This window comes from Actinosynnema pretiosum, from assembly GCF_002354875.1.
GTDB lineage: Bacteria > Actinomycetota > Actinomycetes > Mycobacteriales > Pseudonocardiaceae > Actinosynnema > Actinosynnema auranticum.
Window position 1 is genome coordinate 1,489,286 of sequence record NZ_CP023445.1, and the last position, 19,272, is coordinate 1,508,557.

Annotated in this window: 18 protein-coding genes; 12 read left to right on the top strand and 6 right to left on the bottom strand. The window is 73.8% G+C overall.

The features are described from left to right. Positions 1-3: 3 nt before the first annotated feature. Genes trpD through CNX65_RS06790 form a run of 3 tightly spaced genes read right to left on the bottom strand, consistent with a single transcriptional unit; the run spans position 4 to position 1,921 of the window. The gene (gene trpD / locus CNX65_RS06780) at positions 4-1,053 is read right to left on the bottom strand and encodes an anthranilate phosphoribosyltransferase (protein ID WP_096491996.1); all 1,050 of its coding nucleotides are present in this window, start codon (positions 1,051-1,053) and stop codon (positions 4-6) included. 5 nt (positions 1,054-1,058) lie between these two features. Next, complete coding sequence (locus CNX65_RS06785) at positions 1,059-1,469, bottom strand: response regulator (RefSeq protein WP_096491997.1); 411 nt, start codon at positions 1,467-1,469, stop codon at positions 1,059-1,061. Positions 1,470-1,510: 41 nt separating this feature from the next. Continuing rightward, on the bottom strand, positions 1,511-1,921 hold the full coding sequence (locus CNX65_RS06790) for a hypothetical protein (RefSeq protein ID WP_096491998.1): 411 nt from the start codon (positions 1,919-1,921) through the stop codon (positions 1,511-1,513). An 85-nt stretch (positions 1,922-2,006) separates the two neighbouring features. On the opposite strand from CNX65_RS06790, the gene ctaE reads away from it, so the two are divergent. Genes ctaE through qcrB form a run of 4 tightly spaced genes read left to right on the top strand, consistent with a single transcriptional unit; the run spans position 2,007 to position 6,254 of the window. Beyond that, complete coding sequence (gene ctaE / locus CNX65_RS06795) at positions 2,007-2,609, top strand: aa3-type cytochrome oxidase subunit III (protein ID WP_096491999.1); 603 nt, start codon at positions 2,007-2,009, stop codon at positions 2,607-2,609. A 41-nt stretch (positions 2,610-2,650) separates the two neighbouring features. Continuing rightward, the gene (gene qcrC, locus CNX65_RS06800; RefSeq protein ID WP_096492000.1) at positions 2,651-3,463 is read left to right on the top strand and encodes a cytochrome bc1 complex diheme cytochrome c subunit; all 813 of its coding nucleotides are present in this window, start codon (positions 2,651-2,653) and stop codon (positions 3,461-3,463) included. Continuing rightward, the gene (gene qcrA / locus CNX65_RS06805) at positions 3,460-4,584 is read left to right on the top strand and encodes a cytochrome bc1 complex Rieske iron-sulfur subunit (RefSeq protein WP_096492001.1); all 1,125 of its coding nucleotides are present in this window, start codon (positions 3,460-3,462) and stop codon (positions 4,582-4,584) included. Before qcrC ends, qcrA begins: the two co-directional genes overlap by 4 nt. Continuing rightward, positions 4,581-6,254 (top strand): cytochrome bc1 complex cytochrome b subunit, encoded by a 1,674-nt coding sequence (gene qcrB / locus CNX65_RS06810; protein WP_096492002.1) that lies wholly within the window; start codon positions 4,581-4,583, stop codon positions 6,252-6,254. Before qcrA ends, qcrB begins: the two co-directional genes overlap by 4 nt. A gap of 100 nt (positions 6,255-6,354) precedes the next feature. Here the strand turns inward: qcrB and CNX65_RS06815 are convergent, their stop codons facing one another. After that, positions 6,355-6,636, bottom strand: a complete 282-nt coding sequence (locus CNX65_RS06815; protein ID WP_015800219.1) for an Lrp/AsnC family transcriptional regulator — start codon at positions 6,634-6,636, stop codon at positions 6,355-6,357. Between the two features lie 37 nt (positions 6,637-6,673). After that, entirely contained in the window at positions 6,674-8,386 is a 1,713-nt protein-coding gene (locus tag CNX65_RS06820) for a DEDD exonuclease domain-containing protein (RefSeq protein WP_096492003.1), read from the bottom strand. A 194-nt stretch (positions 8,387-8,580) separates the two neighbouring features. Here CNX65_RS06820 and CNX65_RS06825 point away from each other — a divergent pair, with 194 nt between their 5' ends. The 4 genes from CNX65_RS06825 (at position 8,581) to CNX65_RS06840 (ending at position 14,289) form a co-directional block, all read left to right on the top strand. Next, positions 8,581-9,993 carry an NYN domain-containing protein gene (locus CNX65_RS06825; protein WP_373565526.1) on the top strand — a complete coding sequence of 471 codons (1,413 nt, stop codon included), beginning with the start codon at positions 8,581-8,583 and terminating at the stop codon, positions 9,991-9,993. 438 nt (positions 9,994-10,431) lie between these two features. Continuing rightward, a complete protein-coding gene (locus CNX65_RS06830) occupies positions 10,432-11,424 on the top strand; it encodes a C40 family peptidase (RefSeq protein ID WP_218181584.1) in 993 nt (330 codons plus the stop codon). A gap of 121 nt (positions 11,425-11,545) precedes the next feature. Beyond that, positions 11,546-12,850, top strand: a complete 1,305-nt coding sequence (locus tag CNX65_RS06835; protein WP_096492006.1) for a hypothetical protein — start codon at positions 11,546-11,548, stop codon at positions 12,848-12,850. 308 nt (positions 12,851-13,158) lie between these two features. Beyond that, a complete protein-coding gene (locus CNX65_RS06840; RefSeq protein WP_096492007.1) occupies positions 13,159-14,289 on the top strand; it encodes a glycosyltransferase family 4 protein in 1,131 nt (376 codons plus the stop codon). Positions 14,290-14,485: 196 nt separating this feature from the next. Here CNX65_RS06840 and CNX65_RS06845 read toward each other — a convergent pair whose 3' ends face one another. Further along, positions 14,486-16,294, bottom strand: coding sequence for an AMP-dependent synthetase/ligase (locus CNX65_RS06845; protein ID WP_096492008.1), 1,809 nt, complete (start codon positions 16,292-16,294; stop codon positions 14,486-14,488). A gap of 129 nt (positions 16,295-16,423) precedes the next feature. Between CNX65_RS06845 and CNX65_RS06850 the strand changes: the two genes are divergently transcribed. From CNX65_RS06850 to CNX65_RS06865, 4 genes are read left to right on the top strand one after another with little or no spacing between them, the layout of a single operon-like run. After that, complete coding sequence (locus CNX65_RS06850) at positions 16,424-16,804, top strand: polyketide cyclase / dehydrase and lipid transport (RefSeq protein WP_096492009.1); 381 nt, start codon at positions 16,424-16,426, stop codon at positions 16,802-16,804. Between the two features lie 11 nt (positions 16,805-16,815). Continuing rightward, the gene (locus CNX65_RS06855; RefSeq protein WP_096492010.1) at positions 16,816-17,604 is read left to right on the top strand and encodes a metallophosphoesterase family protein; all 789 of its coding nucleotides are present in this window, start codon (positions 16,816-16,818) and stop codon (positions 17,602-17,604) included. A gap of 27 nt (positions 17,605-17,631) precedes the next feature. Next, complete coding sequence (locus CNX65_RS06860) at positions 17,632-18,066, top strand: SRPBCC family protein (protein ID WP_015800228.1); 435 nt, start codon at positions 17,632-17,634, stop codon at positions 18,064-18,066. Next, positions 18,063-19,268: an ArsA family ATPase gene (locus tag CNX65_RS06865; protein WP_096492011.1), complete on the top strand. Its 1,206-nt coding sequence runs from the start codon at positions 18,063-18,065 to the stop codon at positions 19,266-19,268. The genes CNX65_RS06860 and CNX65_RS06865 overlap by 4 nt, the downstream gene beginning before the upstream one ends. Positions 19,269-19,272: the final 4 nt, after the last annotated feature.

The following is a 19,272-nucleotide window of genomic DNA, read 5'->3' on the forward strand; positions in this document are numbered from 1 at the left end:
CTCTCAGCCCAGCCGCGCCTTCAGCTCGGTCGACCGCTCCGCCCAGCGCCGCAGCAGCTCGGCCACCGCCCCGCTGTCCACGGCCTCCGCCGCGCGCGCCAGACCCGAGGTCAGCGCGGGGGCCAGCTCGCCGGACAGCCCGGCGTGCGCCGCGATCGCGCCCGCCGCGTTGAGCAGCACCGCGTCCCGCACCGCGCCCGGCTTGCCCGCCACCAGCTGCCGCACGACCTCGGCGTTCACCGAGGCGTCCCCGCCGCGCAGGTCCTGCGGCAGCGCGGGCGCGATGCCCAGGCCGGACGGGTCGATCCGGTCCTCCCGGACCACCCCGCCCTCGACGACCCAGACCGCGGTCGTCGTCGTCGTGGTGATCTCGTCCAGGCCGTCGTCACCGCGCACGACCAGCGCCGTCGTGCCGCGCCGGGCGAACACCCCGGCCAGCAGCGGCGCCGCGTTCGCCCGCGCGCAGCCGATCAGGCCCACCGACGGCTGAGCCGGGTTGGTCAGCGGCCCGAGCAGGTTGAACGAGGTCGGGATGCCGATCTCGCGCCGGGGCGCCGAGGTGTGCCGGAACGCCGGGTGGAACACCGGCGCGAAGCAGAAGCCCACGCCCAGCTCGGCCACGGTCGCCGCCACGCCCTCCGGGGGCAGGTCGATCGCGACGCCCAGCGCCTCCAGCACGTCGGCCGTGCCGCACTGCGAGGACGCGGCCCGGTTGCCGTGCTTGACCACCGGGACCCCGGCGGCGGCGGCCACGATCGTGGCCATGGTGGAGATGTTCACCGAGCCGGAGCTGTCGCCGCCGGTCCCGACGATGTCGGCCGCCCTGCCCTCGACGCTGAACCTGCGGGCGTGCCCGAGCATCGCCGAGGCCAGCCCGTCGACCTCCTCGGGCGTCTCGCCCTTGGCCCGCAGCGCCACCGCGAACGCCGCCACCTGCGCGGTGGTGGCCTCGCCGGACATGATGCGGTCCATCGCCCACCCGGTGTCGTCCTCGGTGAGGTCGACCCCGTCGAGCAGCCGGGTGAGCAGCAGCGGCCAGGTGCGGTCGGCCACGGCGATCAGCCGCGCACGGCGGGCAGCGCCAGCGAGCGCAGCACCTCGGCCACGGTCTCGGCGGCTGCCAGCGGGTCGAGCGGGTGCACCAGGACCGCGTCGGCCTGCGACCACGTCGCCAGCCACCGGTCGTCCTTGCGGCGCACCGCGACCACCACGGGCGGGCAGTCGGTGATCTCGTTCTTGAGCTGCCGGGACAGCCCCATGCCGCCGGTGGGCTGGGCCTCGCCGTCCAGGATCACCAGGTCGGCCTTGGCGTTGTCCAGCTCGTAGAGGACCTCGGCGATGGTGCCCGCCTCGGTGTACTCCACCCGTCCGAGGTCGGGCGCGGGACGCCGCCCGACGGCCGTGATGATCGTCTCACGCACCTCGGGGCGGTGGCTGAACACGAGGATTGTGGTCGTCTGCGAAGTCATCGCGCGAACCTCCGGACGGGTCGGGGCCGAGAGGTCCGATGCTATCCGGCGTCCTCCCGCTGATCCTTCCGGGCCTGGAGGGCGTCCCAGCCGATCCAGTCGCCCCCCAGGCGCTGGGCCAGGCCCGCCATCCGCGAGCGCTCCTGCGCGCAGTGCAGCGCGTCGAGCACCTGCACGCGCAGCGCGTGCGCGGGTTCGCCCTCCCGCAGCGTCCACCCGTCGGGGGCGAGCAGCTCCCGCGCGCGTTCCACCTGATCAGCGGGCAGGTGGAGGTGGTGGCGGAGCACGGCGGGCTCGTCGGGGCGCCACCGGGGCGAGCGCGCCAGCGCCGCCGAATCCGCCTCGGCGATGTCGAACGCCTCGACCACGACCACCAGATCGGGTGAGGCGATCTCCAGCGGCACTGCACCCCGTGCGGACCAACGCCTCCGCAACCGGACGAACCACTCCATGCGGCCCCTCACCTCGTGTGTGACCCGGATGACCATGACTTAAGGCCCCGGACCCGATGGGCGAGGCGAAAACGTGCAAGCAATAATGCGTCGTGTGACAACGGCAGCGCCCTCAATCACCCAGCGCGTGCACTCGCTGAACCGGCCGAACATGGTCAGCGTGGGCACGGTCGTCTGGCTGTCCAGTGAGCTCATGTTCTTCGCGGGTCTCTTCGCCATGTTCTTCACGGTGAAAGCCCAGCACGAGGGCGAGTGGCCCCCGGTGCACCTGAACGTCCCCTACGCGATGTTCTTCACGACCATCCTGGTGGCGTCGTCCTTCACCTGCCAGTGGGGCGTGTTCGCCGCCGAGCGCGGCGACGTGTTCGGCCTGCGCCGGTGGTACGGGCTCACGGTGCTGCTGGGCGCGATCTTCGTCGCGGGCCAGGCGGGCGAGTACGCCACGCTGATCGGCGAGGGGGTGACGATCCCCAGCGGCGCCTACGGCACGGTCTTCTACCTGACCACCGGCTTCCACGGCCTGCACGTGATCGGCGGCCTCATCGCGTTCGGCTACCTGCTGATCCGCACGAAGCTGAGCAAGTTCACGCCCGCCCAGGCGACTTCCGCGATCGTCGTGTCCTACTACTGGCACTTCGTCGATGTGGTCTGGATCGGCCTGTTCGCCGTCATCTACCTCGTGCCCTGACACCAAGAACCCCGAACTCACTAGCAAGGGTTGCCGCACACATGACCACCACCAGTACCACGAGGGCCCGGAATCGCGGCACCAAGCTGCGGCGGCGGATCTCCGGCCTGCTCGCGCTGGGGTTCGCGCTGTTGAGCGCGGGCCTGCTGTTCAGCGCGCTCGCGCCGCAGCCGCAGACCGCGCAGGCGCAGTCCGACCCGGCCCAGGTGCGGCTGGGGGAGCAGCTCTACAACAACACCTGCATCTCGTGCCACGGCCAGAACCTCGACGGCGTCAAGGACCGGGGCCCCAGCCTCATCGGCGTCGGTGAGGCCTCGGTGTACTTCCAGGTCTCCTCCGGCCGGATGCCCATGGCCCGCCAGGAGGCGCAGGCCCAGCGCAAGCCCGTCAAGTTCAGCGCCGAGGAGATCGACGCGCTCGGCGCGTACATCCAGCAGTTCGGCGGCGGCCCGGAGACCCCCGAGAAGCGCGGCGAGGCGCTGCGCGGCGAGGACCCGGCCCGCGGCGGCGAGCTCTTCCGCCTGAACTGCGCGGCGTGCCACAACTTCACCGGTCGCGGCGGGGCGCTGTCGTCCGGCAAGTTCGCACCCGAGCTCGACGGGGTCACCGAGGAGCAGCTGTACACGGCCATGCTCACGGGCCCGCAGAACATGCCCAAGTTCTCCGACCGGCAGCTCACGCCGGAGGAGAAGGAGGACATCATCGCTTACATCAAGTCGGTGTCCGACGGGAACAACAACCCCGGCGGCGCCGCCCTCGGCGGCTTCGGGCCGGTTTCAGAGGGTCTGATCGCGTTCATCGTGGGCATCGCCGCGCTCGTCGGCGTGACCCTCTGGATCGGAGCCAAGGCATGAGCGGCGACAAGCCGAACGGGCTGCCCGACGAGGCGCAGCTCTCGAAGATGAGCCGGGACGAGCTGGTCAAGCTCGGCACGGAGCTGGACGGCGTCGAGCTGGTCCACTACGAGGAGCGCTGGCCCGTCAAGGGCACCAGGGCCGAGAAGCGCGCCGAGCGCCTGGTGGCGCTGTGGTTCGCCATCGCCGCGCTCGCGGGCGTCGGCTTCCTGGCCGCGTTCCTGTTCTGGCCCTGGAAGTACGAGGCGCCGCACACCGCGAACCACTGGCTGTACCAGCTGTACACGCCGGTCATCGGCGCCACGCTGGCCCTGTCGGTGCTGGCGCTGGGCGTCGGCGCGCTGCTGTACACCAAGAAGTTCATCCCCGAGGAGCTGGCGGTCCAGCAGCGCCACGACGGCGGCTCGTCGCCCGTGGACTCCGCGACCCTCGTCGCCGAGCTGGGCGACGTCGGCGCGCGCAGCACCCTCGGCCGCCGTTCGCTGATCAAGCGCACCGCCGGTCTCGGCGCGGGCGTGTTCGGCCTCGGGGTCCTCGCGGTCCCCCTCGGCGGCATGGTGAAGAACCCCCACGCCGACAGCGAGACCAAGGACTCGCTGTGGCACACCGGGTGGAAGTCCGAGAACGGCGAGAAGGTCTACCTGCGCCGCCACACCGGCAACTTCCACGACGTCGAGCTGGTGCGCCCCGAGGACCTGGACGCGGGCGGTTTCGAGACCGTCTTCCCGTTCCGCGAGTCCGAGCGCGGCCACGAGCACGAGCTGGTGCAGGCCCTCAAGCGGGCCGACAACCCGGTCATGCTGATCCGCCTGCGCCCCGGCCAGGCCGTGACCAAGCGCGCGGGCCAGGAGGACTTCAACTACGGCGACCTGTACGCCTACTCGAAGATCTGCACCCACCTGGGCTGCCCGACCTCGCTGTACGAGCAGCAGACCGGTCTGCTGCTGTGCCCGTGCCACCAGTCGCAGTTCGACGTCTTCCACTACGGGAAGCCCCGGTTCGGCCCGGCCACCCGCGCCCTGCCTCAGCTCCCGATCACCGTGGACGAGGACGGTTACTTGATCGCCCGCAGCGACTTCACCGAGGCTGTGGGTCCGGCGTTCTGGGAGCGTAAGTCATGAGCGGCATCACGACGCCGACGAAGCGGCAACCCGCCGGCGCCCGCGCGGCGGCGGGCGCCGCCAAGTGGGCGGACGACCGGTTCCACATGGCGGGCGGGATTCGCAAGCAGCTCAACAAGGTCTTCCCGACCCACTGGTCGTTCCTGCTCGGCGAGATCGCGCTCTACAGCTTCATCATCCTGCTGCTGTCGGGCACCTACCTCGCGCTGTTCTTCGACCCCTCCATGCAGGAGGTCACCTACAACGGCTCGTTCGTGAACCTGCAGGGCATCGAGATGTCCCGCGCGTTCGAGTCGACGCTGAACATCAACTTCGAGGTGCGCGGCGGCCTGTTCGTGCGCCAGGTCCACCACTGGGCCGCGCTGCTGTTCATGGCGGCGATCGTGGTGCACATGTTCCGGATCTTCTTCACGGGCGCGTTCCGCCGCCCGCGCGAGATCAACTGGGTCATCGGCATCCTGCTGTTCATGCTGGGCGCGATCGAGGGCTTCCTCGGCTACTCGCTCCCCGACGACCTGCTGTCCGGCACCGGCCTGCGGGTCATGGCGGCGCTGCTGATCTCGTTCCCGGTCATCGGCACCTGGACGAACTGGCTGCTCTTCGGCGGCGAGTTCCCCGGCATGGACATCATCCCCAGGCTGTACACGCTGCACATCCTGGTGGTCCCGGCGGTCATCCTCGCGCTGATCGCGGTCCACCTCGGCCTGGTGTGGTACCAGAAGCACACGCAGTTCCCCGGCGTCGGCCGCAAGGAGACCAACGTCGTCGGCGTGCGCATCATGCCGGTGTTCGCGGCCAAGGGCGGCGGCTTCTTCGCCGTGGTCGTCGCGGTCACCGCGCTCATGGGCGGCGTCTTCCAGATCAACCCGATCTGGAACATCGGCCCGTACAACGCCGCGCAGGTCTCCGCCGGTTCGCAGCCCGACTGGTACATGGGCTGGACCGACGGCCTGGTCCGCCTGTGGCCCGCGTGGGAGCTGTACCTGGGCGACTACACGGTGCCCGCGCCGTTCTGGCCGTTCATCCTGGGCCTGCCGCTGCTGACCGGCATCGCGGCGGCGTACCCGTGGATCGAGCGCAGGATGACCAAGGACTACGCGCACCACAACCTGCTCCAGCGCCCCCGCGACGTGCCCGTCCGGACCTCGCTGGGCATGATGGCGATCACCTACTTCATGGTGATGCTGCTGATGGGCGCGAACGACATCATCGCGTTCAAGTTCGACATCTCGCTCAACGCGACGACCTGGATGGGCCGCATCGGCCTGCTCGTCCTGCCGCCGCTGGCGTACTACGTCACCTACCGGCTCTGCATCGGTCTGCAGAAGGCGGACCGCGAGGTGCTGGAGCACGGCGTGGAGACCGGCATCATCAAGCGGCTCCCGCACGGCGAGTTCATCGAGGTGCACCAGCCGCTGGGCCCGGTCGACGACCACGGCCACCCGGTCGCGCTGGAGTACCAGGGCGCCCCGGTGCCGAAGAAGATGAACAAGCTCGGCGCGGCCGGTCACCCGGTCCCCGGCTCGTTCTTCACCCCGGACAAGCCGGAGGAGACCGCGGCCCTGGCGCGGGCCCGCGCGGCGCAGGGGTCCGGCGTCGGCACGCTGTCGGCGGAGAACAAGCCGGCGGCCGAGGTCGAGGCTGCTGCCGATGAGCCCAAGGGCAAGTAGCGCCTGAACGAGAAGAAGGCCCCCGCGTCCGGTGGATGCGGGGGCCTTCCTCGTTCTCGGCCCCGGAGCGCTCGGCGCGGCCGGGGGCGCGGGAGTCAGCTCAGGAGTCCAACCCGATCGCGAACGCGGCCTCGGTGTCCTTCTTGGAGTACGACCGGAACGCGATGTGGGTGTCGGTGTTCAGCACGCCGGGCACCTTGCTGATCCGGCCGGGGATCAGGGCCGCCAGCTCCTCGTGCTCGCTCACCTTCACCATGGCGATCAGGTCGGCGTCGCCCGCGCAGGAGTGCACCTCGGTCACGCCGTCGATGTCGACGATCGCCTGCGCCGCGTCGGTGATGGACTCCGCTGAGACTTGGATCAGCACGATCGCGGTGATCACAGGGGCACTCCTCGTCCTCGTGGGTGTGCCCGCAATGCTAGTGCCCCTCGAACCGGTACTGGTCGCGCCCGGCCTCGGCCACGCCCACCCAGGTCCGCCAGCTCCCCGCGCCCCACGCGGGCGCCGACCACGGCCGTGAGCAGCTCACCATCCGGGTCCCCGGCTGCTCCACCCACCGCAGCACCGCGCCGACCTCCTCGGCGCTGCCGCCCAGCAGCGGGCCCGCGCCGGGCAGCACCGTCTCCGCCGACGCCACCAGCGCGTCCACCACCGGCATCGGCGGCACCCCGCGCGGGGCGACCCCGGCGCTCGCCAGCCTGCCGTGCCGCACCACCGCGAACCACCAGCCGCCCGCGCCGTCCGGCCGCGCCGCCACCAGCTCCTCGACCGCCGCGAGCGCGGCCAGCCGCTGCCCCCGGTCCAGCGCCCGCACCAGCCCGGCCAGCCGGTCCCGCCGCAGGGCCGCCTCCTCGAACCGCTCCTCCAGCGCCAGCTCGCCGAGCCTGGCCGCCGCGCCGCCGAGCGCCTCGGTGGACTCCCCGGCGATCAGCGCCCGCACCCGCCCCACCGCGCCCGCGTAGTCGTCGACCTCCTGCAGCCCCGCGCACGGGGCCTTGCAGCGCCCCATCTCCAGCAGCGCGCACGGCGTTCCGGACGCCCCGCGCGCCGGGATGCGCTGGGCGCACGCCCGCAGCGGCACGGCCTCCAGCAGCGCCTCCGCCGCCGCGTCCGCCGCCCGCCTGGTCGGGAACGGCCCCAGCGCGCCCTCGCGGGCCGTCCGCACCACCGAGAGCCTCGGGAACGCCTCGTCGGTCAGCGCCAGCCACCACGACGCGGTGTTCTTCGACCGGCGGTTGTAGGCGGGCCGGTGCGCGGCGATCAGCCGCAGCTCCCGCACCTGCGCCTCCAGCGGGTGCGCGCACTCCACCCAGTCCACCCGCACCGCCAGCGCCACCATCTCGCGCAGCCGGTGCCGGGTCTCGGAGGCGGTGAAGTACTGCCGCACCCGCCTGCGCAGGTCCGAGGCCGTGCCGACGTACAGCACCTCCTCGCTCGGACCCCGGAACAGGTACACGCCCGGCGCGGACGGCAGGTCGGCGGCCAGCGAGCGCTTGCGCCGCTGCTGCGGGCTCACGTCCGGCAGGTACGCCAGCAGCTCCTCCAGCGAGTGCACGCCCACCGACCCGACCCGCTCCAGCAGCCGGTGCAGCACCTCCACGGTGGCGCGCGCGTCGACCAGCGCCCGGTGGTTCGGCGCCTCGGGCACCCCGAACAGGGCGGACAGCGCGGACAGCTTGCAGCTGGGCGCCTCCTCGCGGCTGAGCACCCGCCTGGCCAGCTTGACCGTGCACACCACCGGAGGCTTGGGCCAGGCGTAGCCGTGCCGCTCGCAGGCGGCCTTCATGAAGCCGACGTCGAACCCGGAGTTGTGCGCGACCAGCACCGCGCCCTCGGCGAACTCCAGGAACGCGGGCAGCACCGAGGCGAGCACGGGCGCGCCGGTCACCATGTTCTGGGTGATGCCGGTCAGCGCGACGATCTGCGGCGGGATGCCGCGCTCCGGGTCGACGAGCGTGCCGAACTCGCCGATCACCCGACCGCCGCGCACCTTCACCGCGCCGATCTCGGTGATGCCGTCCTCGGCCGCGCGCGGACCGGTCGTCTCCAGGTCGAAGACGACGAACGTGGTCTCCCGCAGCGGGGTGCCCAGCTCGTCGAACGACAGCTGCGCGGGCGGCGTGGTCGGCATTCCGGGCACGGTAACCCCGGACACCGACAATCCGGTGGTGGAGGTGGTCGGTGACGGGTGCCCGCGCGCCGTAGCCTGTACGGGTGCGGGACCCGATCACGGCAGCGGACGAGGACGACGAGCGGGGCGACGGTGAGCCGGAGCCGCTCGTCGAGTCCGCTGTGGAGTCGGGCGGGGAGTCGGGCGGGGCGCCGGTGCAGGAGTCCGGTGCGGAGCCGGGCTCCGGGGTCGACGCCGGGGAGCCCGACGCCGGGGAGTCCGACGCCGGGTCCGCCGAGGAGTCCGACGCCAAGACCGTCGCGGAGTCCGCCGCCGAGTCCGACGTGGACTGGACGGCGCTGCCCGACCCGCTGCGCGCCAGGCTCTCCGAGCTGAGCGCCGACGCGCTGGGCGAGCTGCCCAAGGTGGACGTGCCGCAGTCGCTGCGCGCCGTCGCCAGGTTCGCGCCCGCCAAGCGCGCCAGGCTGGGCGCGCCCGCGCTGATCGGCGCGCTGCGCTCGTCGGCGGGCTTCCGCACCGCCGTCGTGGACTGGGTGCGGCGCAACCGGCCGTCCGCGCTGGAGCACACCGCGCCCGACCCGGTCACCGCCGGGGCCGCCGCGCTGCTGCTGGGCGAGGACGGCGCGGGGCACCTGGTGGAGCTGGTGGCGCGCCGCGCGGCCGACGCCGCCCTGCGGGCCGAGCGGGACAGCGCGGTGGCGCGCCTGGAGCGGCTGGAGGCCGAGCTGGAGCGGCTGCGCGCCGACCAGGTCGAGGCCGGTGGCGTGGCGCGCCAGGTGCGCCTGGAGGCGGACGCCGAGCTGGAGCGGCTGCGCAAGCGGCTGCGGGAGCAGGGCGTCAAGCTCCGCGAGGCCAAGGACCGGGCCGAGGCCGCCGCCCAGGAGGCGCTGCGGGTGCGCTCCGAGGTGGACGTCGAGGTCGGCAAGCTGATCGCCGAGCGGGACCGGGAGCGCGAGCGCGCCGAGGCCGAGCGGGTCAGGGCGCGGCGCGCGGTCGCCGACGCCGAGGTGGCCCGCCAGTCGGCGCGGGAGGCGCGGCAGGCCGACGAGGTGCGGCTGGCGCTGCTCGTGGACACCCTGGACGGCGCGGTCAGCGGGCTGCGCCGGGAGCTCGCGCTGGGCGGCGGCACCGGGCCGCGCCCGGCGGACATGGTGCGCGGGGCGAGCGCGGGGCAGGGCTCGGTCAACCGGGTCGAGGACCCGGCCGCGCTGGACCGGCTGCTGGCGCTGCCCGCCGTGCACCTGATCGTCGACGGCTACAACGTCACCAAGACCGGCTACCCGGAGCTGGCGCTCGCCGACCAGCGGGACCGGCTGGTGCACCAGCTCGCGGTGCTGGCCGCGCGCACCGGGGCCGAGGTGACCCTGGTGTTCGACGGCGCGGGCGTGGTCGCCGTGCCCGCCGCCGCGCCGCGCGGGGTGCGGGTGCTGTTCAGCGACCCCGGCGTGCTGGCCGACGACGTCATCCGGGCGCTGGTCACCGCCGAGCCCGAGGGCAGGCCGGTGGTCGTGGTGACCTCCGACCGGGCCGTCGCCGACTCGGTGCGCAGGCGCGGCGCGCACCCCGTCCCGTCCGCCGTGCTGCTCGCCCGCCTCGGCCGCGTCTGACCCCCGTTCGGGGGAGTGGCGACCGGCTGTGACCGGGGTTCGTCGGCGGAGGGTGACCGTTCGGGGGTTGCGCAGGGTGACCGCGCGGAGTGTGACCAAGCTCTTAGTCCGGGGTGTCCCGCGTCACCCGACCAGGTGAGCCGATCCGTCATCGATCCAGTCGCGATTACTCGCCGGGCAACGGTGGACGCGGGCACCTCGCTCTCATAACCTAGCCGGGACCTCGCGGAGGACCGCCTGCCGACGTGGCAGGCGACGCGGGTCACCGCCGGATCGGCGCTGTCGGGGAGCCGAGTCGCGCACGCCCCTCCACCTCGTTTTGGTGCCGCCAGGGGCTGCGCCGCGTCCGCGCTGAGCGGGGACCGGGGGCGGTTCACACGACAGGAGACTCTGGCGAGAGTGGCGTCGCAACGACTCAAGCGCGGTGTGCGTGGGGTAATGGCCGCCACGGCGGTGGCCGTGGCGGCTGTGGGCATCACGCCGGTCTCGGCCGGGGCCCAGCCCGCCACCGCCTCCGACGCGTTGAAGAAGTACAACGAGCTGGGCGAGCAGGCCACCAAGCTCAACGAGGAGCTGCTCCGCGCCGAGGAGCAGCAGAAGAACAACCAGGCCGAGCTGGACAAGGCCAAGGGCGAGGTCGACACCGCGACCAAGGCCGGTGACGCGGCCCGCGCCGACGAGGAGAAGTTCCGCAGCCGGGTCGACCGGCTCACCGAGGCCTCCTTCGAGGGCGCGCGGTTCAACCAGCTGTCCGCGCTGCTGGTCAGCGACTCGCAGCAGGACTTCCTCAACCGCATGTCCGCGCTGGGCGTCCTGGCCATGGACAACGGCGAGGCGCTGGAGGAGCTGTCCGGGGCCGTCCAGGCCGCCGACACGGCGCGCGACACCGCCTCCGAGGCCGAGAAGCGCGCGCAGGCCGCGACGGACGAGGCGAAGAAGATCGCCGACGACGTGCGCAAGCGCAAGGACGACCTCGACAAGCAGCGCACCGAGGTCAAGGCGCAGCTCAACCGGCTGACCACCGCCGAGCGCACCAACCTGGGCAGCGTCGGCAGCGTGCCGACCAACGTGGACTACCCGGCGGGCGCCGCGGGCGCCGCGCTGCAGTTCGCCATGGCCCAGATCGGCGACATGTACCAGTACGGCGCGACGGGCCCGAACGTGTGGGACTGCTCCGGCCTGGTCATGAAGGCGTACGCGAGCGCGGGCGTGTCGATCCCCCGCACCAGCCAGGGGCAGGCCGGGGTCGGCCGCGCGGTGACCCGCGCCGAGGCCCAGGCGGGCGACATCGTCGTCTACAACGGCGGGATGCACGTGGGCATGGCGGTGAGCAACAGCCAGGTGGTGCACGCGTCCACCGACGGCGTGCCGGTGAAGGTCGTGCCGTTCAACAACCCCGGCTCGATCTACGCGATCCGCCGGATCGGCTGACGGGCCTGCGGGCTGCTCCCCCTCGGCGGGGTCGTTCCGGGAGCGGAGCGGCCCCGCCGAGGCGCGTTCCGGGGGTGGGGTTCACTGTCCGGGTGCCCTCGACCGCCGCCGGAGCGGCCCGGTGAGCCGCGCGCGGACCGCCCTGGCGGTCCTGGCCGCGCTGGCGCTGGCGGCCGGGCTGGTGGCCGTCCTGCGCCACGGGGCCGCGCCCGCCGGGGAGGACGCGCCCGCGGGGGAGGCCGTGCGCGCGCTCCTGGACCGCAGGGCGCGGGCCGTGCTGGAGCGCGACGAGGCGGCGTTCACCGCGGACCTGGACCCCGAGGCCGATCCCGCGTTCCTGGCCGCCCAGCGCGGGCTGTTCGCCGCGCTGGGCGGGGTGCCCCTCGCCGAGTGGTCCTACCGGGTGGCCGGGGCTGGCGGAGCCGCGGGTGACGAGTCCAGCGGGGATGAGCCGGGTGGTGACGAGCCCGGCCGGGACGAGCGCGGCGGTGACGAGTCCGGCGGGGACGAGCGCGCCCTGACCGTCCTGCTGTCGCACCGGTTGTCCGGTGTGGACGAGCGCGCGGGGGAGAAGCCGCTCGGCTACCTGTTCAGCCGCCGGGGCGACCGCTGGCTCCTGACCTCGGACACCGCGCCGGGCCGCACCACGTGGCGCGGCCCCTGGGACTTCGGGCCCGTGCGCGCGGGAACGGCGCGCGGCGGGCTGGTCCTGGCGCACCCCGGAGGCGAGGCCCAGGCCGCGCGGGCGCTGGCGGAGCTGGACGACGCCGTGGACGCGGTCACCGAGGTCCTGGGGCCGAGGTGGAGCGGGCGGGTGGCGGTGCTCGTCCCCTCCGGTGACGCTGAGCTGCGCGCGCTGGTCGGCGACGGCTTCGCGGGCGGGGGGCTGGCCGCCGTGGCTGTGTCCGACCCGGTCGTGCCGGGACGGGCGCCCACCGGCCAGCGGGTGGTGCTGAACCCGGCGGTCGTGGCCCCGCTGCCGGACGTCCAGTTCCGGGTCCTCCTGCGGCACGAGATCACGCACGTGGCGACGCGGGCCTCGGTCGTGGACGGCGCGCCGATGTGGCTGCTGGAGGGCTTCGCGGACCACGTCGGCTACCGGGGCAGCGGTCTGCCCGCCGACCAGGTCGCGCCCGCGCTGGCGGCCCGCGTGCGCGCGGGCGACCCGCCGTCCGCGCTGCCGTCCGACGCGGACTTCCGGGGCGCCGGGATCGACCTGGCCTACCAGGAGGCGTGGTCGTTCGCCGAGCACCTGGCCCAGGCGCACGGGGAACCCGCCCTGCTCGCGCTGCACGACCGCCTGACCGCGCTGGGCCCGGCCGCCGCGGCCGACCTGGACGCCGCCCTGCGCGCCACCACCGGCGCGGGCCTGACCGAGCAGCTGGCCGCCTGGCGCGGGTTCCTGACCACGACGTTCACCCCCTGAACCCCGCCCCGGTCGGCGAGCGCCCGCACGCCGAGGACCGATCCGCCACGCCCCTGCCCGCCGCGCCCGCCTGCCCTGCCGCACCCGCAGCACCCCTGCCCGCAGCACCCCCGCCCGTCCGCAACACCCCCGCCCGTCGCGCCTGCCCTGCCTGCCGCGCCCGCTGTCTGCTGCACCCCCTGCCTGCCGCGTCCCCTGTTTGCCGCACCTCCTACCCGCCGCGCCCCGCCCGCCGTGGATTCACCCGCCACCCCCGTCCCCGCGCCCGCCCACCCCGCCCTCCCCCCACCGCCAGGTACGGTGCGGCGGTGCCGCGAACCCTCCTGGTGACCAACGACTTCCCGCCGCGCCCCGGAGGCATCCAGGGCTACCTGCACGAGCTCGTCACCCGCCTGCCCGACGTGGTCGTCTACGCCCCGTCCTGGGACTCGCCCTCCGGTTCGCACCCCGAGTTCGACGCCGCCCAGCCCTTCCCGGTCGTCCGCCACCCCACGAGCCTCATGCTCCCCACCCCGGACGTCCTGCGCCGCGCCGCCGACGTGCTGCGGGCCGAGCGCTGCGACTCCGTCTGGTTCGGCGCCGCCGCCCCGCTGGCGCTGCTCGGCCCGGCCCTGCGCAAGGCGGGCGCGCGGCGGGTCGTGGCCTCCACGCACGGGCACGAGGTCGGCTGGTCCATGCTCCCCGGCGCCCGCCAGGCCCTGCGCCGCATCGGCTCCACCTCGGACGTCGTCACGTTCGTCAGCCGCTACACCCGCTCCCGCTTCGCCGCCGCGTTCGGCCCGGACGCCGCGCTGGAGCACCTGCCGCCCGGCGTGGACACCTCCGTCTTCGCGCCCGACCCGGCCGCCCGCGCCGAGCTGCGCGCCCGTTACCGCCTCGGCGACCGCCCGGTGGTGGTGTGCGTGTCCAGGCTGGTGCCGCGCAAGGGGCAGGACGTGCTGGTCAGGGCGCTGCCGGAGATTCGCCGCCGGGTGCCGGGCGCCGCGCTGCTGCTGGTGGGCGGCGGACCGCACCGGGGCGCGCTGGAGCGGCTGGCCCGCGAGAGCGGGGTCGCGGACGACGTGGTGCTGACCGGGTCGGTGCCCTGGTCGGAGCTGCCCGCGCACTACAACGCGGGCGACGTGTTCGCGATGCCGTGCCGCACGCGCGGGCGCGGGCTGGACGTGGAGGGCCTCGGCATCGTCTACCTGGAGGCCTCGGCCACCGGCCTGCCGGTGGTGGCGGGCCGCTCCGGCGGTGCGCCGGAGACCGTGCGCGACGGCGTGACCGGGCACGTCGTCGACGGCCGCGAGGTGCGCGCGGTGGCCGAGGCGACGGCGGCGCTGCTGGCCGATCCGGGACTGGCCGCGAAGCTGGGGCAGGCGGGCCGCGAGTGGGTCTCCGACCGGTGGCGCTGGGACGACATGGCCGCCCGGCTCGGCTCGCTCATCGCGGGCTGACCGGGGCGCGACCGCAGGTCAGGGCCGTCGACGCGGCCCCGGACCTCGGCGCGACAGCGATACGACAGAACCACCCGGCAGACTGGTCCCGTCCCGCCGCGAGCGGCGGGACGGGAACTCTCGCTCCATGCGATCACTGGGGGTCGGTTGGCCCACACCGCGGTGTGGGCCAACCGTCTGTTCCGCCCCCGGCGCGCTAGCGGGAGTAGATCGCCTCGATGTCGGCCTTGTAGGTGTTCGCCACGACCGACCGGCGCAGCTTCATGCTCGGCGTCATCTCGCCGCCTGCCTCGGTGAAGTCCACCGGCAGCACGCGGAACTTCTTGATCGACTCCGCCTTGGACACCGCCAGGTTCGCGTCGTCCACCGCAGCCTGGATCTCCTTGAGCAGCTGCTCGTCCTCGACCACGTCCGCGACCTTGGTCCCCGCGGGCCGGTTGTTGCGCTCCAGCCAGGACGGGAAGAACTCCGGGTCGATCGTGATCAGCGCGCCGATGAACGGCTGCGCGTCGCCGATCACCATGCACTGGCTGATCAGCGGGTGCGCCCGCAGCCGGTCCTCCAGCACGGCCGGGGAGACGTTCTTGCCACCGGCGGTGACGATGATCTCCTTCTTCCGGCCGGTGATCTTCAGGAAGCCGTCGGCGTCCAGCTCGCCGATGTCGCCGGTGTGGAACCAGCCGTCCTCCAGCGCCTCCTCGGTGGCCTTCGGGTTGTTCCAGTAGCTCCGGAACACCACGTCGCCCTTGATCAGCACCTCGCCGTCCTCGCCGATGCGCACCGAGGTGCCGCCCACCGGCTTGCCGACCGTGCCGACCCGGACCGCCGTCGCCGTGTTCAGGCACGCCGCCGCCGTGGTCTCGGTCAGGCCGTAGCCCTCCATGACCGGCACGCCGATGCCCCGGAAGAAGTGCGCCAGCCGCTCGCCCAGCGGCGCGCCGCCGGACACCGCGGCGATGCACCGGCCGCCCAGCGCCGCCTTGAGCCTGCGGTACACGAGCTTGTCGAACACCGCGTGCTTGACCTTGAGCAGCAGGCCGGGACCGCCCGCCGCCTCCGCGCGGCTGTACTCGACGGCGGTCGCCTCCGCGATCGCGAAGATCTTGCCCTTGCCCTCGGCCTCGGCCTTCTGCTTGGCCCCGTTGTAGACCTTCTCGAACACGCGCGGCACCGCGACGACGAACGTCGGGCGGAACGTGCCCAGGTCCTCGACGAGCTTGCGCACGTCCTGGGTGTGGCCGACGGTGACCCGCGTGTACAGGGCGCACAGGGCCAGCACGCGGGCGAGGATGTGCGCGAGCGGCAGGAACACCAGCAGCGTGTTGCCCGCCTGCAGCAGGTGCGGCATCAGCGTGACCGCCTCGCGGATCTCCGAGAGGAGGTTGCGGTGGGTCAGCTCGCAGCCCTTGGGCTTGCCCGTGGTGCCCGAGGTGTACACGATCGTCGCGACGTCGTCCGCGCCCGCGACCCGACGCCGGGCGTGGGCGTCCTCGTCGGACACCTCGGCCCCCAGCGCGGTCAGCTCGTCCACCGCGCCGCCCGCCGAGCCCGAGCCGGACTCCAGCTGCCAGACGTGCCGCAGCTCCGGCAGGTCGGGCGCGAGCGGCTCCAGCAGCGCGCGGTGGGCGCCCGTCTCGACGAACACGGCCTTCGCGCCGGAGTTCGACAGGATCCACTCGACCTGCTCCGCGGAGGAGGTCTCGTAGATCGGCACCACCACGGCGCCCGCGTGCCAGATCGCCTGGTCGAGCAGGGTCCACTCGTAGCTGGTCTTCGACATCAGCCCGACCCGGTCACCCGGCTCGATCCCGGCGGAGACCATGCCCTTGGCGACCGCCAGCACCTGCGCGGCGAAGTCACGCGAGGTCACGTCGACCCACGTTCCGTCCACGCGCCTGCGGAAGCTGACCGCGTTGCCGAAGCGCTCCGCGTTCGCCCACACCATGTCGGTGAGGTTGTCCTCAGGCGCCACCGACGCGGTAGCGGGAACGCTGAACTCGCGCACGTTGCCTCCGTGACTTTCGACTTCGATTTGTCCGACTCGTTCGACCGGACACGGAACTTAACCTGTGATTCCGGCGATACACCAGGCCGGTGCGCTGGTTCGTGGCCATCTCGTGGCACGCTCGCGGCCGTGCCGAGCGTGGACGTCGTGGACGAGACCTTCCTGGCTGTTCCCCCCGAGACCGTGGCGGAGGCCTTCGCCACGCCCGAGTCGTGGGCGCGGCACTGGCCCGACCTCATTCTCTCGGTCTACCTCGACCGGGGGGCGCAGGGGCTGCGCTGGACGGTCGGCGGCGCGCTCGTCGGGACCATGGAGGTCTGGCTCGAACCGGTCATGGACGGGACCCTCCTGCACTACTTCCTGCGGGCCGACCTGCCCGAGGAGGCCCCGGCCAGGCGGGTGCGCAGGGAGCTGCGCCGCCGCCAGCTCGACGCGAAGGGCGTGTCGCTGGGCCTGAAGCTGGCCCTGGAGGCCGGTCGGGAGCCGGGGGTCGCCCCGGTCCTGCCGTAGATTCTCCCCCCGTGCGCGTACACGTGGTGTCGGACGTCCACGGCAACTCCGAAGCGCTGGCCCGCGCCGGTGACGGGGCGGACGCGCTGGTCGTCCTCGGCGACCTGATCGACTTCGTCGACTACTACGACCACTCCGGCGGCATCCTCGGCCGGGTGTTCGGGCCGGACAAGGTCGCCGAGTTCGCCCGGCTGCGGCGCGGGCGCATGGGCCCGGAGGCGGGCGCCTTCCTGCGGACGCTGTGGGCGGGCCTGGACGACGCGGCGGCCGTGGTCAGGGAAGCGGTGCACGAGCAGTACACCCGGCTGTTCGGGGCCATGACCGCGCCGACCTACGCCACGCCGGGCAACGTGGACAGCCCCGAGCTGTGGCCGGAGTTCGCCCGCGAGGGCGTGCACGTGCTCGACGGCGAGAGCGCCGAGATCGGCGGGCTGCGGTTCGGGTTCGCGGGCGGCGCGGTGATCGCGCCGAACGTCCGCCGCACGCCCGGCGCCGCGTGGCGGGCCTACCTGCGCACCGACGCCGAGCTGACCGGCGTGCTCGCGGGCCTGGGCGAGGTCGACGTGCTGTGCACGCACGTGCCGCCCGCCGTGGCCGAGCTGACCTACGACGTGGTGGCCCGGCGCGCCGAGCAGGGGTCGACGGCCGTGCTGGACGCGATCCACCGGCTGCGCCCCCGCTGGTCGGTGTTCGGGCACATCCACCAGCCGATGACCAGGCGCACCCGCATCGGCCCGACCGAGTGCGTCAACGTCGGGCACTTCCGGCGGACCGGAACGCCGCACGTGCTGGCTTGGTGACCCGGCGCACCGGGTAGCCTGCGCGACATGGCCGACGAGTCCACCCAGTCCATCGTGATCGACGCTGCCCCCGAGCAGATCCTCGCGGTGATCGCCGACTTCGACTCCTACCCGGAGTGGGCGAACGGGGTGAAGCAGACCGAGGTGCTGAAGCGGGACGACGACGGCCGGGCCACCGAGGTCGAGTTCGCGATCGACCAGGGGCCCATCAAGGACGACTACGTGCTCGGCTACACCTGGCGGCCCACCGGCGTGTCCTGGACCCTGCTCAAGGGCACCATGCAGAAGGCGCAGGAGGGCAGCTACGAGCTGACCCCGACCGGCGCGGGCGTCCAGGTCACCTACACGCTCTCGGTGCAGCTCGTCGTGCCGATGATCGGCCTGTTCCGCCGCAAGGCCGAGAAGGTCATCATGGACACCGCGCTCAAGGAGCTCAAGCGCCGCGTGGAAAGCGCTGGATGAGCGCCGCACTGCTGCTGTTCACCGGCAAGGGCGGGGTCGGCAAGACCACCCTGGCCGCCGCGACCGCCGCCCGGCTCGCCGAGAGCGGGCGCAAGGCGCTCGTCGTGTCCACCGACCCGGCCCACTCGCTCGGCGACGCCTTCGGCGTGCGCCTGGGCGCCGCGCCGACCGAGGTGGACCCGGACGGGCTGACCGGGCTGCACGCCGCCCAGGTCGACCCGCGCGCCCTCGTCGACGACGCCTGGACCGAGCTGCGCGGGCACCTGCGCACCGTCCTGGCCGGGGCCGGGGTGGACGAGCTGGACGCCGAGGAGCTGACCGCGCTGCCCGGCGTGGAGGAGCTGCTCGCGCTCGGCGAGGTGCGCAGGCTGGCCGCGGGCGGGCCGTGGGAGGTCGTGGTCGTCGACTGCGGGCCCACCGCCGAGACCCTGCGGCTGCTCGCGCTGCCCGAGGCGTTCGCCGGCTACCTGGAGCGGCTGTTCCCGACCCACCGCAGGGTGGTGCGCGGCCTGCTGGCCGGGGCCGCCGGGAGCGGCGCGGTCGACCGCTGGGACGCCACCGCCGACGCGCTGTCCCGGCTCGCCGAGCGGCTCGACGCGCTGCGGGGGATGCTGACCTCGGACGACACGGCCGTGCGGCTCGTGCTCACCCCGGAGCGGGTGGTCGCGGCCGAGACGCGGCGCACGGTGGCGGCGCTCGCGCTGCAGGGCGTGCGGGTGTCCGGCCTGGTGGCGAACCGGCTCGTGCCCGCCGTCGGGGCGGACGAGAGCGGCGCCGCGGCCACCTGGCTGCGGACGCGGCGCGCCGAGCAGGACGCGGTGCTCGCGGACCTGGCCGACCTCGGCGGGGTGCGCGCGGTCGAGCACCGGGCCGCCGAGCCGGTGGGCGTCCCGGCGCTGCTGGAGGTGGCGCGCGGGCTGTACGGGGACGAGGACCCGGTCGGGGGACCCGGCGGGTCGGGGGCGCTGACCTCGGTGGAGCGGGACGGTGACGAGTACGTGCTGCGACTGGCGCTGGCGGTCGGCGAGTCCGACGTGGACCTCGCGCGGGTCGGCGACGAGCTGGCCGTGACCCTGGACGGCAGGCGCAGGCTGGTCCCGCTGCCGCCGCTGCTCAAGCGGTGCCTGGTGACCGGGGCCGAACTGGACGACTGCGGGTTGGCGGTGCGGTTCCGCCCCGACCCCGAGCTGTGGATGCGGTGAGCGG